The sequence below is a fragment of the Polaribacter litorisediminis genome (assembly GCF_019968605.1).
In the GTDB taxonomy this organism is placed as follows: domain Bacteria; phylum Bacteroidota; class Bacteroidia; order Flavobacteriales; family Flavobacteriaceae; genus Polaribacter; species Polaribacter litorisediminis.
The window spans coordinates 231,133-249,216 of sequence record NZ_CP082966.1; the positions used below are offsets into that span (position 1 = coordinate 231,133).

Below are 18,084 nucleotides of genomic sequence, written 5' to 3' on the forward strand. Positions count from 1 at the left end.
GATTCTAAAAAAACAGAGAGTATGTAAATGTAAATCTATTTTAAACGAATAACAATTTTTTTTATTAAAAAATAGTGATTGCCTACTGATGTAAGAGAAAGAAAAACAGCACCAATGCAAGGAGACTTCGTTATTTTTTAGGTGACCCTTTTTAAGGTATTTAGAGCAATGTTTTTGATTGTATAACGTATAGAGTTTGTTCTTTGCTTTGTTTTTTAAATTCATAATCGAACCAAATAATTTCAGAAACTATATCTTTGAATTTTTTAAATGCTACAATCTTTTAATACAGTAAAAATGAACATAGAAAATGCACAACAGCAAGTAGATGATTGGATTAAAAATCATGGAGTTCGGTACTTTAATGAGTTGACCAATATGGCGCAATTAACCGAAGAGGTTGGTGAAGTTGCCCGAATTATAGCAAGACGTTATGGTGAGCAAAGCGAAAAAGAATCGGATAAAAATAAAGACTTAGGAGAAGAATTAGCAGATGTACTATTTGTTGTTTTGTGTTTGGCAAACCAAACGGGAATTAATTTGCAAGATGCTTTTGAAAAAAAATTAGATCTTAAAACAAAACGCGATCATGAGCGTCATCATAACAACCAAAAATTAAAATAATGAGTTTTATTAAGAATTTTATAAAAGGCGCAAAAATTGTTTTTTCCAAAATGCAAACTAAAGAATTTTGGGTAAGTTTTCTAAAAGTAGCGCTTCCTTTTTTTGTTGTGGTTACTTTAATTTCATTATTTTTAAATAGCTGGCGAGATATTTTTGAAGGTGATTTTGCAGCGGTTTCAGAATTAAATTTTAAAGGAGATCAATGGAAATCCTTTTGGGGAATAAAAATATTTATTAGCGTTTTTTATGGGTTATATATGACTATTAAAAATATAAAGTGATGAGCCTAAAAAATATAAATGATCAGTTGAATAAAAATGTAAATGAAGAAACTGAGTTGATAAACTCTTTATCTTTAGGTAAATATTTATTGATATACATTCCTGTTCTTTTTGCAATGTTTGCTTTTGGTCAATTTATAGCCAGTTTCTTTTTGGATTTTGAATTTGATTGGCGAATGATTTTATTTCAAGCTGTGAGTTTTTCTGTCTTTTTTAGAGTTTTTCATAAAGTTCGAAAAGCAATCCACAAGAATTGGAAAAATAAACACAATTAAAAAAAGCGACTCAAAAGTCGCTTTTTTTATGATTTAAAAGATATTGATTAGTCCAATTGAATCAAATCAATAGTACTTTCTTTTACTTTTTGATTTAATTCTTTTACGCCGTTATCAAAAAGTGCGTATAATTTCTTTAATTCGATGTCTATTTCTTTGGTTATTTCTCTTTTAAAATCAATGGCTTGTTGTGTTGGAGCATAATTTCCAATTCTTGTTAACGAATTTAAATGCGCTAATTTGTTGTTTAGTCTAATAGGATAATTTAAAGGATCTTGCCCGCTTTTAGATTTTGTTTGATATAAAGTTTCTTCGATTTTCGTCATATCTTTTACTAAATTAGAAGCTACATCTAACAAGGCTTTATGCTTCTCTTTATCTTTGATAGCTTTCTTTAAAACACCAACTTGAGCTCTCACTTTTTTCACATTTTTCAATGCTTTGTGTATTTCAGTCATCTTTTTATTGATGTCGTTAATAAAATCAAACTGAGCTTTCATTTCATTTTCCGATACTTCAGAAACAGGATTGTTGATAATTCTAAAAGTTTGAGTTTGTTTTGCATCATTTACAGCTAACTCTACTTTATAATTACCAGGTAATGCCATCGGTCCGCTTAAAGAAGCCCACCATAAAATCATTCCTTTTACAGATTCTGCTCCAGGATACATCATATTCCAATTAAAAATATTGTTTCCATCCTCGATTTTCAGAGTTTCTTCTTTGTTTTCTTTATTGGGTTTTGTCGAATATTTTTTAATCAAATTATTGTTTGCGTCATAAAAAGAGAGTGTAATCGTATCTTTCTTGTTTGCTGTTTTGATAAAATAATTGACAGCAACACCACCTGCATGATTGGTTCCTGCAGTTCTAGAAGTTCTTCCGTTTCCGCCAGATAGATTATAGGCATCTTTTGGCTTGTATAAAACGACCTCTTGTTTTAAAATGTTGGCGTTTAATTGATGCAACGGAGTTAAATCGTCAATAATCCATAGGGAACGACCTTGCGTTGCGGCAATTAAGTTATCATCTTTAATGGTTAAATCTGTAATCGGAACAATCGGTAGATTTTGTTGGAAAGTTTGCCAGTTTTTTCCATCATCAAAAGAAATATACATCCCTCTCTCGGTTCCGGCATATAACAAACCTTTTCTTTTAGGATCAGCTCTTAAGGCTCTTGTAAAATCTTCATTTCCAATGCCGTTCACTAGTAGTTCCCAAGATTTTCCATAGTTTTCAGTTTTGTAGATGTACGGTGCATAATCGCCAGACTTATATTTTGTTCCTACAATGTAAGCACCACCTTTGGTAAAAGGATCCACTTCAATACAGTTAATCATCATCCATTCTGGCATTTTTTTAGGAGTGATATTGTCCCAAGTTTCACCATTATTTTTGCTGATGTGTACCAAGCCATCATCAGAACCTGTATAAATTAAACCAGGTTCAAAAGCCGATTCTGTGGCAGCAAAAATAGTTCCGTAATACTCAACACCTGTATTATCCTGAGTGATGGGTCCACCAGAAGATTTTAAAGTTTCAGGATCGTTTCTTGTTAAATCAGGACTGATTAACTTCCAGGTTTGCCCCTCATCTTCGGTCGTATGCAAGTGGTTAGAAGCCGCATATAATTTCTTCTTATTGTTGGGTGAAAAGAAAATAGGAAAATTCCACTGAAAACGATATTTAAAATCTTCAGCGCCATGTCCCATTGGGTCATCTGGCCAAACATTAATAGCTCTTGTTTCATTTGTTTTATGATTAACTCTCGTTAACAAACCACCATAACTACCACCATATACAATATCATCATTTAAAGGGTCTACAGCAATATGGGCACTTTCTCCACCAGCAGTAGATTCCCAATCAGACTCCGTGATAAATCTCCCTGAAGTTCTATGAGAAATTCGCACGGTTGAATTATCCTGCTGTGCAGCTAAAATTCTATACGGAAAATGATTGTCTGTTGTGACTCTGTAAAATTGTGAAGTTGGCTGATTCATATAAGTACTCCAATTTTCGCCAGCATCAAAAGAAATTTGAGCGCCACCATCATCACCAATAATCATTCTTTGGTTATCTTCTGGTGCAATCCATAAATCATGATGATCTCCATGCGGCGCATTGTAGGTTGAGTATGTTTTTCCGCCATCGGTAGATTTATGATAACGTACATTTAAAACATATAAAATATCTTCATCTTGTGTATCTGCATATAAACGTGTGTAATACCAAGCTCTTTGGCGTAATTTACGTTCAGCATTGATCAATTTCCAGGTTTTACCAGCATCCGTAGATTTATAGATACCTCCTTTTTCGTTTTCAATTAAAGCCCAAACGATATCAGAATTTACTGGCGAAACAGTAACGCCACTAATCCCCCAAATTCCGCTTGGCAACCCTTTGTGAGTAGATATATTTGACCAAGTTTCACCTTCATCTGTACTTTTCCACATCGCAGAACCTTTTCCGCCAGAAGACAAACTATACGGAGTTCTTCTTACATCCCAAGTAGTGGCATATAAAATTCTTGGATTATTAGGGTCGATGATTAAATCGACAACGCCAGAATTTTCATCAGAAAACAATACTTTTTTCCAATTTTCGCCACCATCAACAGATTTATAAACGCCTCTTTCTTGGGTGGGTTTGTATAAATCGCCCATGACGCCTGCAAAAACGATGTCTGAATTTTTTGGATGAATTCTCATTCTTGGAATATGCCTAGAGTTTTTTAAACCCATATGTTTCCATGTTTTTCCTGCATTTTCAGATTTCCAAATTCCATCACCAGAAGAAACATTTCCACGAACAGTTTTTTCTCCCATTCCAACATAGATTACATTGTTATCAGATTCAGAAACTGCGACAGCGCCTACAGAACCGCCAAAAAATCCGTCAGAAATATTTTGCCAAGTATTACCAGCATCCGTAGTTTTCCATACACCACCGCCAGTAGAACCCATATAAAAAAGGTTTGCTTTGCCAGAAACTCCAGTAACTGCGGCGCTTCTTCCCCCTCTAAAAGGACCAATATTTCGCCATTTTATGGCACTAAAATATTCGTCAGAAACTTGGGTAGCTTTTTTTTGTGCATTAACTTTGACGTTTGCAGATAAAAAAATACAAATCGTCAGAAAAAGAATTTTTTTCATGTTGGTTATTTATTGAGTTTGGGTGTTAAAAATAAGAATTAAAATTAGTTTTTAGAATGGACATATTGTTAAATGTTTTAGAGGATAAAAAAATAAAAGAAGAAATTACAATTTCTGGTTCTAAAAGTGAATCGAATCGATTACTGATTTTACAAAAATTATTTCCAGAAATTTCGATTGAAAATTTATCAGATTCTGATGATTCCATTCATATGCAGCATGCACTTTCTACAAATAATGAAACCGTAGATATTGGTCATGCAGGAACTGCGATGCGTTTTTTAACTTCTTATTTTGCTGCGAATGAGGGTAGAGAAACTGTTTTAACGGGTTCTGAAAGAATGCAAAATAGGCCGATTGAAATTTTAGTGAATGCACTGAATACCTTAGGCGCAGAAATATCCTACGAGGAAAAAATTGGATATCCGCCGATAAGAATTAAAGGGAAAAAAATAACAAAAGACAAAGTTCAAGTACAAGGGAATGTAAGTAGTCAATATATTTCTTCGTTACTATTAATGGCATCGAAGTTAGAAAACGGATTAGAAATTGAACTTTTAGGTGCAATTACTTCGATTCCTTATATTAAGATGACATTGAGTTTATTAACCCAACTCGGAATCGAAAATAAATTTGAAGGAAATTTTATTCAGGTATATCCGAAGAAAGAAATCGAAAAACAAACGGTTGTGGTAGAATCGGATTGGAGTTCTGCAAGTTATTTTTATTCGATCATAGCATTATCAGAAATTGGTTCTAAAATTCAATTATCAGCGTATAAAAAAGAAAGTTTGCAGGGCGATTCTTGTTTGATAGAAATTTACAAACATTTTGGCGTGGAAACTACTTTTGGTGAATATTTTATCACCTTAAAAAAGAAAAAAAACAGTAGCAAAGAGGTTTTAGCAATCGATTTAAAAAATGCTCCAGATATTGCACAAACGATTGCAGTTACTTGTTTTGCAGAGGGAATTGCCTGTAATTTGTTGGGTTTACATACTTTAAAAATAAAAGAAACAGATCGTTTACTGGCGCTGCATGACGAATTATCTAAATTGGGCGCTAATATTTCGGTTACTGATGATAGTTTACATTTAGAAAAATCATCAAAAATAAAAGAAAATATTGCCATCAAAACCTACAATGATCATAGAATGGCAATGGCTTTTGCACCTTTGGCTTTAAAGGTTCCTATTCAAATTTTAAATGCCGAGGTAGTGACCAAATCATATCAGAATTTTTGGAATGATATGCAACAAATAGGAATTAATATTACTGATTATCAAAGATAAACACTCAAACACTTGACAACGCCTATTTGCATATCGTATCTTTGCAACTTTCACAGCAAATATATATATGAAATTATCACAATTTGATTTTGAATTGCCAAAAGAACTGTTAGCAAAATATCCGGCAGAACATAGAGATGAGTCTCGTTTAATGGTATTGAACAGAAAAGAGCAAACGATAGAACACAAAACATTTAAAGACCTTATTAATTATTTTGAAGAAGGCGATGTAATGATGTTGAATAACACCAAGGTTTTTCCTGCCAGAATGTATGGCAATAAAGAGAAAACGGGTGCAAGAATCGAGGTTTTCTTATTGAGAGAACTAAATGCAGAAAATAGATTATGGGATGTTTTAGTAGATCCTGCAAGAAAAATTAGAATAGGAAATAAATTATTTTTTGGAGATGACGATAGTTTAGTCGCAGAAGTAATCGATAATACCACTTCTAGAGGAAGAACTTTACGTTTTTTATACGATGGAAGTTACGAAGCTTTTAGAGAAAAATTATTAGAACTAGGAGAAACTCCTTTACCAAAAGCTATTAATAGAGAGGTGGAAGCTTCAGATGAAGAACGCTATCAAACTATTTATGCAAAACACGAAGGAGCAGTGGCAGCACCAGCTGCGGGCCTCCATTTTTCTAAACATTTATTAAAGCGTTTAGAAATTAAAGGAGTCGATTTTGCAGAGATGACTTTGCATATTGGTTTGGGAACTTTTAGTGCTGTTGAAGTTGAAGATTTGTCGAAACATAAAATGGACTCTGAACAAATTGTAATTCCTGAAGCTACAGCAGATAAAATAAACAAAGCTAAAAAGGAAAAAAGAAGAATTTGTGCGGTAGGAACTACAGTAATGAGAACTGTAGAATCTTCTGTTTCTTCAAAACAAGAGCTAAATGCTTTTGAAGGTTGGACAAATAAATTTATTTTCCCTCCTTTTGAGTTTAGTATTGCAAATGCTATGATTACAAATTTTCATGAACCAAAATCTACCTTAATGATGCAGGGAGCTGCTTTTGCCGGATATGATTTTTTAATGGAAGCGTACAAACAAGCAATTAAAGAAGGTTATAAATTCTCTACCTATGGAGATGCCATGTTAATTATATAATTACAAACTATTTATACAATCATGAGCCTCACTAGTATGTACTGAACTAAATTCAGTATTACGGTGAGGTTTTGTACTTTTGCAAACAATGGAAGTAAAAAAGAAAGATATTAGAGCCTTAACCAAAGAGCAATTACGTGATTTTTTTTTAGAAAATGGTGATAAAGCTTTTCGTGGAAACCAAGTGTATGAATGGTTATGGAGTAAATCTTTACACACTTTTGAGGCCATGACCAACATTTCTAAACAAACCCGAGAAATGTTAGAAGAAAACTTTGTGATTAATCACATAAAAGTAGATTCTATGCAAAAAAGTGAGGATGGTACGATTAAAAACGGAATTAAATTACATGATGGTTTAATTGTAGAATCTGTATTAATACCCACTAAAAAAAGAACAACAGCATGTGTTTCTAGTCAAGTGGGGTGCAGTTTAGATTGTAAATTCTGTGCAACTTCTCGCTTAAAAAGAATGCGTAATTTAAATCCTGATGAAATTTATGATCAAGTAGTAATTATTGATCAACAAAGTAGGTTGTATTACAATCATAAACTCTCAAATATTGTTTTTATGGGAATGGGAGAACCTCTCATGAACTATAAAAATGTCATGAAATCTATTGAAATGATTACTTCACCAGAAGGTTTAGGAATGTCATCAAAAAGAATTACCGTATCTACTTCTGGTGTGCCAAAAATGATTAAAAGGATGGCAGATGAAGAGGTGAAATTTAACTTAGCGGTTTCTTTACATTCTGCGGTAGATGAAGTTAGAACATCCATTATGCCTTTTAATACCACGTTTCCGTTAAAAGATTTACGCGAATCTTTAGAGTATTGGTATGAGAAAACTAAACGTGAAATCACCTACGAATATATTGTTTGGGAAGGAATTAATGATCAAAAGGAAGATATAAAAGCACTAGTCGATTTTTGTAAAGCTGTGCCTTGTAAAGTTAATTTAATAGAATATAATCCTATTGACGATGGTGAGTTTCAACAAGCAAGCTCGTCTGCAATTAATAATTATATTTCTAATTTAGAAATGAACGATATTACCATCAATGTAAGAAGAAGTAGAGGTAAAGATATCGATGCTGCTTGTGGGCAATTGGCGAATAAATCATAATTTAATTGAACGAAAATAAATAATAAAAGACCGTTATAAATGCGAAAATATGTAATTGTAATCTTGCTTATTTTAACGACCATAAGTATCAATTCGCAAGAGAAAAAAAAATCTTTTTGGAAAATTTTAAAAGGGAAGCCATTAGAAACCTCCATAAGTTTTCTTCCGATAGGGAACCATGTAAACCCTATAGATTTACTAGATACTTGGCTTACTGCCTTTAATTATAGAAGTGTAGAGGTTCTAGCATTTAAAAATTCAGTAGACGATTTAACCGTTGCTACCATGTATAAGAGAGAAATTGAGATATCAGAAAAATGGTCATTTATCTATGGTTTAGGTATTATGTATGGTTATGATGGTATTTTGGTAGATGTTCCAGGAATTCCTTTCAGAAAAACCTTTTTATTTCAAGGTCCTATTAACCCAATTACCGGTTTTACTTTTGATTATAGAGTTGCTAAAAAATTTAGTTTACAAGCCAGCATTTCTCCAGCGGTTTTTGTTTATGGAGTAAGATTTATTTTATAAGATTAAAATATTTAGTAAACCATGAAACCTGTAGAACAAATAAAACTTCCTATTAAAAGTGAGATGGAACTTTTTGAAAAAAAGTTCAAAGACGCGATGCTCTCTAAAGCACCACTTTTAAATAGAATTACATATTATATTGTTCGCAGAAAAGGAAAACAAATGCGACCCATGTTTGTTTTCTTAGTTGCTAAAATGGTTTCTGATGGCGGTTTTGATGAACGAACCTATAGAGGTGCTTCTGTGGTAGAATTAATCCATACTGCTACATTAGTGCATGATGATGTGGTAGATGATAGCAATAGAAGACGTGGTTTTTTCTCGGTAAATGCTTTATGGAAAAATAAAATTGCTGTTTTAGTGGGCGACTATTTGTTGTCAAAAGGATTGCTTTTATCCATAGATAATGAAGATTTTGATTTGTTAAAATTGATTTCAATTGCGGTTCGTGAAATGAGTGAGGGTGAACTGCTGCAAATAGAAAAAGCACGAAAACTAGACATTACAGAAGATATTTATTTTGATATTATTCGTCAGAAAACAGCTACTTTAATTGCAGCTTGTTGCGGAATAGGGGCAGCTTCTGTGGGTGCAAATCAAGATACAGTGCAACAAATGCGAAAATTTGGCGAATATATAGGAATCGCTTTTCAAATTAAAGACGATTTGTTTGATTATTCTGATGAAAAAATAGGAAAACCTACCGGCATTGATATCAAAGAACAAAAAATGACATTGCCTTTAATTTATACGCTGAATAACTGCTCTAAAAAACAAAAATCTTGGATTATTAATTCTATCAAAAAATATAACAAAGATAAAGTTAGAGTTAAAGAAGTAATTGCCTTTGTTAAAGAAAATGGCGGTATAGCATATACCATTTCTAAAATGAACGACTATAAAAACAAAGCTTTGGTTATTTTAGAAAACTACCCAGAATCTGCCTATAAGAATTCTCTTGTGCAGATGATTGAATATGTTGTAGCGCGCAAGGTTTAATTTAAATAGTTGCTTTTAAAGAGATTACAAAGTTTCTTCCGGGAGAAACAATTCCAGAGCTATAAGGTCGGTAACGTTTGTCTTCCAAATTTTCTACTCCCGTAGAAATTAAAAAATTTTCTGTAAATCGATAAGACGTTTTTACATTTAAAGTGATCCAAGAAGGAGAATATGGATTTCCATTTTCATCAATTGCATACATAAACTCTTTAGATTTTTCGGTAATTGGTAAATCATTAAAAGCTACAGAACCGCTATAATCTGCATAAAATTGCGCTTTTAATTTGCTTGCGTTATAGGTAACGCGCGTGGTGCCAAACCAAGGGGCGGCATGTCTAGAAGCACTTGTATCTCCATTGTCTAATTCTTCTTCTCCTTTTTGGTAATTAAAGTCTGATGAAATGCCTAAACCTTTTCCTAATTCAGCTTCAAAACTTGTTTGAAACCCATATACATTTGCAGCTGCAGCGTTTTGCAACGCTTGTACATTGCTTAATTCGCCATCATACATAATTTCAGTAAGACCGTTTAAAGTATAATCTCTTCGCACGATAGCATTTTGTAAATTGGTATAAAATCCTGTTACTTCAATTTTTAAGTAATCACCAAAAGTTTTTGCAATAGAAACATCTGTATTATAAGCATATTCTGCTTTTAAATTGGGATTAGGCACTACTACAGAACCTGGTTCTGAATCAAAAACTTTACCAATATCATCTACATTCGGTGATCGAAAAGCTGTTGAAAAATTTGTACTTAGTAACCAATCTTTTGCAGGTTTAAAGACCAACCCCAAACTACCTGTCCAAGCACCGTCATTTATGGTTGTTTGTGTAAAAGGAAGCGGATAAAAAGTAGTATTAAAGGTAGCGTTTAAACTGTATAAATTATAACGTAAACCAGATTGTAACACCCATTTTTTAGAAAAATCATATTGATTAGATGCATAAAAACCTAAAGAAGACCAATTGGCATCGGGGTATCGGCTAGGACCTTTCTGAGAAATATTTGTATCAATATTTGTTTGAACTCCTGTAGAATTTACATCGTTCAAAACATATTCTGTTCCGTAAAAGAACTTACTTTTTCTATTAAAACTTTTAACGAAATCTAAATTTGTAGAATAAGCATCTACTTTTTCTGTTCTTGTATTTCTGTTAGAATCGTTAAAATTTCTACTAATTCTGCTTTCTTCAAATTTTTGATAGGTTAACCTTAAAGTTACATAATCATAAAAAAGACTGTTTCCTTTTTTGTTGATCTCAAAATTATTCATCATCCATTTTTGTGGGCCGTATTTCCATTCACCATATCTCGGGTTGCCATTTCTTGTTCTTAAATGGCGATCATATCTGGCGTAGCTAGAGGTTTCGGATAAATGAAATCCATACTCAAAATTCCATTTTTCATTTGGTTTATACCTTACTTTTTGCATTAAATTTGTTTGGGTATAACCAGAGGGATTTTGAATTTTATTGTCTTTATTAGAGATGACAATATCTTGATTATTTTGTCTTTCTACATAAAAATTTCTTACATATTCGTCGGGTCCGTTGTTTCCCATTCGTAAATCGCCATAATCGTTGTAGCTTAAGCTTGTAACAAATGCCCATTTTTTATATCCTAAATTAAAATCTGTATGATATGTTTTTTCTTCGTTAGCAGATGAAAATCTACTAAAAGCATTCCCCGTAATTAAGGTTTCTTCGTTTAAAGATAGGCTAGGAGACAGGGTTTTAAAACTCATAACAGCCCCAATAGCATCACTTCCATAAATTACAGAACCTGGTCCAAAAATTATTTCTGTTTCTTCTAAGGCAAACGGATCTAAAGAAATTACATTCTGAATATTTCCTGCTCTAAAAATTGCGTTATTCATTCTAACACCGTCAATTGTGTAGAGTAATCTGTTGGTTGCAAAGCCTCTAATCATTGGGCTTCCGCCACCTTGCTGGCTTTTTTGAACAAATACTTTACCAGAAACCGTTAGCAGATCTGCGGCAGTTTGTGGGTTTATTAATGCGACTTCTTGAGGGGAGATTGCCTTGATTTTTGAGGCTAAGTCGGATGTTTTCTGTTGCCACTTTGTTGCAGAAATTACGATTTCATCAGTTCTTAAAACAGTAGGAATCAATTGAATTAGAAAGTTGTTTTTCTTTAAAATTTCATAGCTGAGATATTTTGTTTTAAAACCAAGAAAACGAATCTCTAGGATTTTTACGTTTATAAAGTCGCTAATATTTGCTTGGCCTTTTCCGTTAGTAGTTACATAGTTATTGGTGGCTCTGTTAAAAATAGTTACTTGTTCTAAGTTTTCTTTAGTTTCTTTGTTAATGATGGTTATTATTTGGGAGTGGGATGCGAAGCTAAAAGATAAGAATACTATAATTAAAATAACGTTTTTAATCATTAGAGAGGTCGTTTTGTTTTTGATAAATTATCATATTAATGATCAAAAATCATGCCTAGTTAGGTAAGGTAAAAATAACAGTAGGAATTTTATCGGAATTAGAGATTTAATAATTCATCAACAAAAGCTCTAGAATTGCTCAATCTTGGCACTTTATGTTGTCCGCCTAATTTATCTCTTTTCTTTAACCAATCATAAAACAAATCTTTTTTAGCAACATGAATTTTAGGCATTGCCAATGCCATAGAATTATATCTTTTAGCTTCATAATCAGAATTAATAGATTTTAAAGCATTGTCTAATAGTTCTGTAAAATAGCTCATGCTTTCAGGTTTTTCGTTAAACTCAATAATCCATTCATGACCACCACTGTTTTTATCTTTCATAAAAATAGGACCCACTGTATAGTCGGTAATTGTTGCGGCTGTTTTTTCACATGCTAATTTTAAAGCATCTTCTACATTCTCAATATTTAGTTCTTCACCAAAAACATTAATATAGTGTTTTGTTCTTCCGGTAATTTTAATTCTATAAGGTTCTAAAGATGTAAACCGAACCGTATCACCAATTAAATAACGCCACAAACCACTATTGGTTGTAATGACTAAAGCATAATTAACATCCGTTTTTACTTCGGATAGTGGAATTGTGGTAGAATTTTCTCCCTTATAATTTTTCATAGGGATAAACTCATAGAAAATTCCATAATCTAGCATCAACAATAACTCTTTAGAACCATTTCTATCTTGTATGGCGAAAAATCCTTCGGAAGCATTATAGGTTTCATAATATTGAAAATCCTTTTTAGGAATCAGTTTTTTATACTGTTCTCGATACGGATTAAAGTTAACGCCCCCATGAAAATAGACTTCTAAATTTGGCCAAACTTCTAAAATATTATCTTTTCCTGTGCGCTCTAAAACTCGGTTTAATAAGACCAACATCCAACTGGGTACCCCTACTAAACTGGTAATATCTTCATAAATTGTTTCATCAATAATAGCTTCCATTTTCGTTTCCCATTCTGCCATTAAAGATACTTCTTGGCTAGGTGCAGAGCTATAATCTGCCCAAAAAGGCAAGTTTTCGGTAATAATTGCTGATAAATCTCCAAAATAGGAATTACCATCTTCATGAATATCAGAACTGCCGCCTAATTTTAAACCTTTACCGGTAAATAATTGTGTTTCTTCATTATTATTAATAAATAAACATAGCATATCTTTACCTGCTTTCATGTGGCAATATTCTAAAGCCTCATTGCTTACCGGAATAAATTTACTTTTAGCATTGGTAGTTCCGCTAGATTTAGCAAACCATTTTATCTGAGTGGGCCAAAATAAATTTTGTTCTCCTTTTCTGCAACGCTCAATTAAAGGTTCTATACTTTCGTATTTTTGAATCGGAACATGCTTTGCAAAATCGTTGTAATTTTTGATAGTATCAAAATGATGCGTTTGCCCAAATACTGTTTTTCTTGCCGTATACGTTAATTTCAGCAACAATTCTTGCTGAACATCAGAAGGGTATTTTAAAAATAGTTCAATCTGATGAATCCGTTTTTTTAAAAACCAAGAAATGATTGAATTTACTATGGGAAATGCCATAATTTAAGTGCTGTTTTTTTGTAAGTTTGTTTACTGCTAAAAATACTAAAATTTCGTTATGCAATATCAAGGAGTGTTAAAAAAAATGAAAACTGAAAATTTAGAGCAAATTCAGTATTATTTAGATATGAAAACTGATTTTTTAAACATGAATCAGTTGTTAAACAAGGAAATTTCTATCAGTTTTGTACAATACGAATGCTTAAACTGCCATTTAGATAAGACAGTTTATAGACAAGGTTTTTGTAAATCTTGTTTTTTTGACATCCCGCAAGCCGCAGATTGGATTCTAAAACCCGAATTAAGCCAAGCTCATTTAGATATTGAAGATAGAGATTTGGCTTATGAAAAAGTGGTTCAATTAAAACCACATATTGTGTATTTAGCAAACTCTAGTAATGTAAAAGTTGGTGTGACTAGAAAAGGACAAGTGCCCACAAGATGGATAGATCAAGGAGCTCACGAAGCCATTGAAATTGTAGAAACTCCAAATAGATATTTAGCCGGAATTACCGAAGTTGCTTTAAAAGCACATGTTGCCGATAAAACGAATTGGCGTAAAATGTTAAAGAATGATATAGAAGATGTCGATTTAGTAGTATGGAGAGAACGATTGAAAGCTTTTATTCCCGAAGAAGCACAACAATATTTTATTGAAAACAATTCTGAAACTAGTATGAATTTCCCTGTGCATAAATATCCTGAGAAACCTAAAAGTTTAAATTTGATAAAAACACCAAAATACATTGGAAAATTAGTTGGCATTAAAGGACAATACTTAATTTTTGATGATGAAACTGTTTTGAACATAAGATCTAATGAAGGTTTGGTCGTTTCTATTGAAGTATAGAAAATGAAAAAAATGCTTCTTTTATTTCTTCTAGTTTCATCCTGTAAAAAAGAAATTTCATATTATCCTTCAAAGAAGTTTTTCAAAGAGAATAATCCTAAAGAAATTGTTATTGATGATTTAAATTATGAAGAAATTATAGATTCTATTTCTAACGAATTATTCAAAAAAAATAGACTTTTTATTGTTATCGAGGGGGATAAAGATATTTATAAAATATCACCATTTACGCATACTGGGAGCTTTATAAAAGAAAGGAATGGTTTAGAAATATGTAAGGATAGTATCGCTATTTTAGATAAGAAATACCCAAAATCTGAAATACAAAAATATTTGAAACTTCATTATGAGAATACTGGTAAAATTGAATCTTTATCAACTTCACCTAAAGATGCATTTGTCAAACTTGTTTATGAAAGGAATAAAAAAGCTGTAGAATTAAAAAAAACAATTTTAAATTTAATTAGAAACTTTGAGAAGGTTTCAATTAAAGATAAAGAGAATATTGATTTAGGAATCATGTTGAGTTTTCCAATTGAAATTCAAAGAGAAATTTCACCACCACCAATTCCTTTAGAAACAGAAAATTAATGATGAAAAACAACCTATTAAAAGTAGCCTTAGCACAAATTTCACCAGTTTGGTTAAGCAAAGAAAAAACAATCGAAAAAATTGAGAAATCAATTTTAGATGCGGCAAAAGAAAATTGTGAACTTATTGTATTTGGCGAAGCATTATTGCCTGGTTATCCTTTTTGGATTGGCTTAACAAATGGCGCAACATGGAACTCTAAAACTCAGAAAGAAATTCATGCGCATTATGTTCGTAATTCTGTAACGATAGAGAAAGGAGAATTGGATTCCATTTGCAAATTGGCAAAAGAACACAACATTGCTATTTATTTAGGAATTATGGAACGTGCAGCAAATAGAGGCGGACATAGTATTTATGCTTCTTTGGTGTACATTAATCAAGAAGGAAACATAAAATCTGTTCATAGAAAATTACAGCCTACATATGATGAACGGTTAACGTGGGCTCCAGGAGACGGAAATGGTTTGCAAGTACATCCTTTAAAAGAATTTACCGTTGGTGGTTTAAATTGTTGGGAAAATTGGATGCCTTTGCCTAGGACTGCCTTGTACGGTTTGGGCGAAAATTTACACGTAGCAGTTTGGCCAGGTTCTGATCATAATACGAAAGATATTACACGTTTTATTGCAAGAGAATCTCGTTCTTTTGTAATTTCTGTTTCTTGCTTAATGGCAAAATCTGATTTTCCTTCGGATGTTCCTCATTATGATGAAATTGTAAAAGATGCCCCACCTATTTTAGCAAACGGAGGTTCTTGTATTGCGGGTCCTGATGGAGAATGGATCATAGAGCCGGTTATCAATAAAGAAGGATTGCTTATAGAAACGTTAGATTTTAATCGAGTTTTAGAAGAACGTCAAAATTTTGATGTTGTAGGGCACTATTCGAGGCCAGACGTTACCAAATTAACGGTAAATAGAGAACGACAAAGCACGGTTTCTTATGATGATATTTTATGATTTTTGAACAAAAAGAAATAGAACTGAAACCTTACAAAAGGGGTTTTCATTCCATTACAGAAAATATTGTGAAGGCATTACCAGAAATAAAAACTTTAGAAAAAGGATTTTTAAAAGTATTTATAAAACATACTTCGGCAAGTTTAACAATTAATGAAGATGCAGATCCTACGGTTAGAGTTGATTTTGAGAGTCATTTTAATAAAATGGTTCCAGAAAATGTGGCTTATTACATTCATACGTATGAAGGCAGTGACGATATGCCTGCACATATAAAATCTTCTTTATTAGGAAGTTCAGTGGAGGTGCCAATTACAAAAGGAAAATTAAATATTGGAACTTGGCAAGGAATTTATCTATGTGAACACAGAAACTATGGAGGTTCTAGAAAGTTAGTACTTTCGGTTTTCGGAGTTTAGTTTTTAACCAGTTTTTCTAAAATAATCTCCACTCCAAAATTATCATTACTTTCAGTAGCATATTTAGCGAGTTCTGTAATGTCTTTATGTGCATTTTTCATCGCGAAACTAAAGTCTGCTTCTAGCATCATTTCTATATCATTATGATAATCACCAAAAACCATCGTTTCTGCTTTGGTTACATTTAAAAGTTGTTGTACGGCTCTTAATGCATTTCCTTTATTGGCTTTTTCATCAGAAATATCGAGCCAATTTTTACCGGATACTTTGAGTAAAATTTCTTTGTTTAAATGTTTAATTACTGGGTAAATATAATTTTCAGAGGATTCAAAGTGATAGACGGCAACCTTAAAAACAGGGATTGTTTTTGCAGTTTCAATTAAATTTTCGACTACTTCAAAGCTATGATAATATTCTTGGAATAGTTCAATAAAACGTTCGTCTTTACTTTCTATATAGGCGGCGTCATTGCAACATAGCACCATATTAGCGCCTTTAATTTCTCTTAAAATAGGAATCAGTTGTAATACTTTTTCGGGCTTTAAAAAATTAGATAGTAATACTTCATTGCCTTTTTTAGCAATACCGCCATTTTCTGCAATTACGTAAATTTGTTCTTTAATAACCTCTAACTTAGAAACAATGCTATTATGTTGCCTGCCACTTGCAGCACAAAAAATGATATTACGGTTTTGTAGCTCTTTAAAAAGATGAAAGAAACGATGACTAACTTCTCCTTTTGAGTTGAGTAAAGTACCATCCATATCAGAAACCACTAATTTTACTTTAGAAAAATCAATCATATTTACTTGGTAGAATCTCTTATTACTAAATCGGTGGTAATGACTTTGGTTAGGGTGTCTGTATTTTTATTTTCTAATTTATCAATTAAAATTTTAGCTGCAGATGCTCCCATCTGTTCTCCATGCTGACTAATGGTTGTCATTTTAGGACTAGAATGTCTCGCTAAAATTCCGTTAGAAAATGCAATGACAGATAAGTCTTGTGGAATTTTACGTCCTGTTTTTATTCCTGCTTTCATAGAGGCAACTGCGGCAGATTCGCCTGTAGTAATAATACTATCAATCTTATTTTTTTCTAAAAAAGGAATTAAAATAGTCTCATATTGCTTGTAATCTCTGTCAAATATATTAACGACTAAATCATCATTATACGGTAAACCAACATTTTCTAATCCTTTCTTATATCCCATAAAACGCTGTTTTCCGATATGAAAATCACTCATTGTAGAAACAAAAGCAATATTTTTATGACCACTTTTGTATAGAAACTCCACCGTATTTTCTACAGCATTCAAATCATCTGTAATTATTTTATCACAATCTAAGGTTTGCGCAACCCGGTCGAACATCACAATGGGCGTTCCGTTTTTTATAGTGTCTTGAAGGTGCTTATAATCTTCTTTCAGTTCTGTTTCTTTAGCTAAAGAAACAAGAAATCCGTCGATACTGCCGTTAGAAAGCATTTCAATAATTTCAACTTCCTTGTCAAAAGATTCATTAGAAATACAAGTAATTACTTTATATCCTCTTTCTAATGCTGTTTTTTCTATCCCTTTAAAAACTTGTGCAAAAAAATACTTTAACATAGTAGGAATTATAATCCCTATAGTTTTTGTACTTCTGTTTTTTAAGCTTAATGCATTAAAATTGGGTTTGTAGTTGTTTTCTTTGGCGTATTTTTGAATTTTATTCTTAGTTGTTTCACTTATTTCGTAGCTATCATTTAAAGCTTTTGAAACCGTAGATATTGAAACATTAAACTCTTTAGCGATATCTTTTATAGTAAGTTTTTTCATAGTTTAAAGTTATTGGGCAAGAT

The 18,084-nt window shown here is 32.2% G+C and carries 17 protein-coding genes; 12 read left to right on the forward strand and 5 right to left on the reverse strand.

Annotated elements, in window-relative coordinates:
- Nucleotides 1-297: 297 nt before the first annotated feature.
- Genes K8354_RS00945 through K8354_RS00955 form a run of 3 tightly spaced genes read left to right on the forward strand, consistent with a single transcriptional unit; the run spans nucleotide 298 to nucleotide 1,180 of the window.
- Entirely contained in the window at nucleotides 298-624 is a 327-nt protein-coding gene (locus K8354_RS00945; protein ID WP_223444703.1) for a nucleotide pyrophosphohydrolase, read from the forward strand.
- Nucleotides 624-905 carry a hypothetical protein gene (locus tag K8354_RS00950; RefSeq protein ID WP_223444705.1) on the forward strand — a complete coding sequence of 94 codons (282 nt, stop codon included), beginning with the start codon at nucleotides 624-626 and terminating at the stop codon, nucleotides 903-905. The genes K8354_RS00945 and K8354_RS00950 overlap by 1 nt, the downstream gene beginning before the upstream one ends.
- Nucleotides 905-1,180 (forward strand): hypothetical protein, encoded by a 276-nt coding sequence (locus K8354_RS00955; RefSeq protein WP_223444707.1) that lies wholly within the window; start codon nucleotides 905-907, stop codon nucleotides 1,178-1,180. Before K8354_RS00950 ends, K8354_RS00955 begins: the two co-directional genes overlap by 1 nt.
- Before the next feature lie 47 nt (nucleotides 1,181-1,227).
- Here K8354_RS00955 and K8354_RS00960 read toward each other — a convergent pair whose 3' ends face one another.
- Nucleotides 1,228-4,335 carry a VPS10 domain-containing protein gene (locus tag K8354_RS00960; RefSeq protein WP_223444709.1) on the reverse strand — a complete coding sequence of 1,036 codons (3,108 nt, stop codon included), beginning with the start codon at nucleotides 4,333-4,335 and terminating at the stop codon, nucleotides 1,228-1,230.
- A 56-nt stretch (nucleotides 4,336-4,391) separates the two neighbouring features.
- Between K8354_RS00960 and K8354_RS00965 the strand changes: the two genes are divergently transcribed.
- The 5 genes from K8354_RS00965 (at nucleotide 4,392) to K8354_RS00985 (ending at nucleotide 9,403) form a co-directional block, all read left to right on the forward strand.
- The gene (locus K8354_RS00965; protein WP_223444712.1) at nucleotides 4,392-5,627 is read left to right on the forward strand and encodes a 3-phosphoshikimate 1-carboxyvinyltransferase; all 1,236 of its coding nucleotides are present in this window, start codon (nucleotides 4,392-4,394) and stop codon (nucleotides 5,625-5,627) included.
- A gap of 67 nt (nucleotides 5,628-5,694) precedes the next feature.
- The gene (gene queA / locus K8354_RS00970) at nucleotides 5,695-6,744 is read left to right on the forward strand and encodes a tRNA preQ1(34) S-adenosylmethionine ribosyltransferase-isomerase QueA (protein ID WP_223444714.1); all 1,050 of its coding nucleotides are present in this window, start codon (nucleotides 5,695-5,697) and stop codon (nucleotides 6,742-6,744) included.
- An 88-nt stretch (nucleotides 6,745-6,832) separates the two neighbouring features.
- Entirely contained in the window at nucleotides 6,833-7,873 is a 1,041-nt protein-coding gene (gene rlmN / locus K8354_RS00975) for a dual-specificity RNA methyltransferase RlmN (RefSeq protein ID WP_223444716.1), read from the forward strand.
- A gap of 39 nt (nucleotides 7,874-7,912) precedes the next feature.
- Nucleotides 7,913-8,404, forward strand: coding sequence for a hypothetical protein (locus K8354_RS00980; RefSeq protein WP_223444717.1), 492 nt, complete (start codon nucleotides 7,913-7,915; stop codon nucleotides 8,402-8,404).
- A gap of 21 nt (nucleotides 8,405-8,425) precedes the next feature.
- The gene (locus K8354_RS00985) at nucleotides 8,426-9,403 is read left to right on the forward strand and encodes a polyprenyl synthetase family protein (RefSeq protein WP_223444718.1); all 978 of its coding nucleotides are present in this window, start codon (nucleotides 8,426-8,428) and stop codon (nucleotides 9,401-9,403) included.
- A gap of 1 nt (nucleotide 9,404) precedes the next feature.
- Here the strand turns inward: K8354_RS00985 and K8354_RS00990 are convergent, their stop codons facing one another.
- Entirely contained in the window at nucleotides 9,405-11,813 is a 2,409-nt protein-coding gene (locus K8354_RS00990) for a TonB-dependent receptor (RefSeq protein WP_223444719.1), read from the reverse strand.
- A 98-nt stretch (nucleotides 11,814-11,911) separates the two neighbouring features.
- Entirely contained in the window at nucleotides 11,912-13,420 is a 1,509-nt protein-coding gene (locus K8354_RS00995) for a GH3 auxin-responsive promoter family protein (RefSeq protein ID WP_223444720.1), read from the reverse strand.
- 58 nt (nucleotides 13,421-13,478) lie between these two features.
- On the opposite strand from K8354_RS00995, the gene K8354_RS01000 reads away from it, so the two are divergent.
- From K8354_RS01000 to K8354_RS01015, 4 genes are read left to right on the forward strand one after another with little or no spacing between them, the layout of a single operon-like run.
- Nucleotides 13,479-14,270 carry a DUF2797 domain-containing protein gene (locus K8354_RS01000; protein WP_223444721.1) on the forward strand — a complete coding sequence of 264 codons (792 nt, stop codon included), beginning with the start codon at nucleotides 13,479-13,481 and terminating at the stop codon, nucleotides 14,268-14,270.
- A gap of 3 nt (nucleotides 14,271-14,273) precedes the next feature.
- Nucleotides 14,274-14,861, forward strand: coding sequence for a hypothetical protein (locus K8354_RS01005; RefSeq protein ID WP_223444722.1), 588 nt, complete (start codon nucleotides 14,274-14,276; stop codon nucleotides 14,859-14,861).
- A gap of 2 nt (nucleotides 14,862-14,863) precedes the next feature.
- Nucleotides 14,864-15,823, forward strand: a complete 960-nt coding sequence (locus tag K8354_RS01010; protein ID WP_223447749.1) for a carbon-nitrogen hydrolase family protein — start codon at nucleotides 14,864-14,866, stop codon at nucleotides 15,821-15,823.
- Nucleotides 15,820-16,242: a secondary thiamine-phosphate synthase enzyme YjbQ gene (locus K8354_RS01015; protein ID WP_223444723.1), complete on the forward strand. Its 423-nt coding sequence runs from the start codon at nucleotides 15,820-15,822 to the stop codon at nucleotides 16,240-16,242. Before K8354_RS01010 ends, K8354_RS01015 begins: the two co-directional genes overlap by 4 nt.
- Here K8354_RS01015 and K8354_RS01020 read toward each other — a convergent pair.
- Nucleotides 16,239-17,045, reverse strand: coding sequence for an HAD family hydrolase (locus K8354_RS01020; RefSeq protein WP_223444724.1), 807 nt, complete (start codon nucleotides 17,043-17,045; stop codon nucleotides 16,239-16,241). The genes K8354_RS01015 and K8354_RS01020 overlap by 4 nt on opposite strands.
- A gap of 2 nt (nucleotides 17,046-17,047) precedes the next feature.
- Nucleotides 17,048-18,061: a LacI family DNA-binding transcriptional regulator gene (locus K8354_RS01025; protein WP_223444725.1), complete on the reverse strand. Its 1,014-nt coding sequence runs from the start codon at nucleotides 18,059-18,061 to the stop codon at nucleotides 17,048-17,050.
- Nucleotides 18,062-18,084 lie beyond the last annotated feature (23 nt).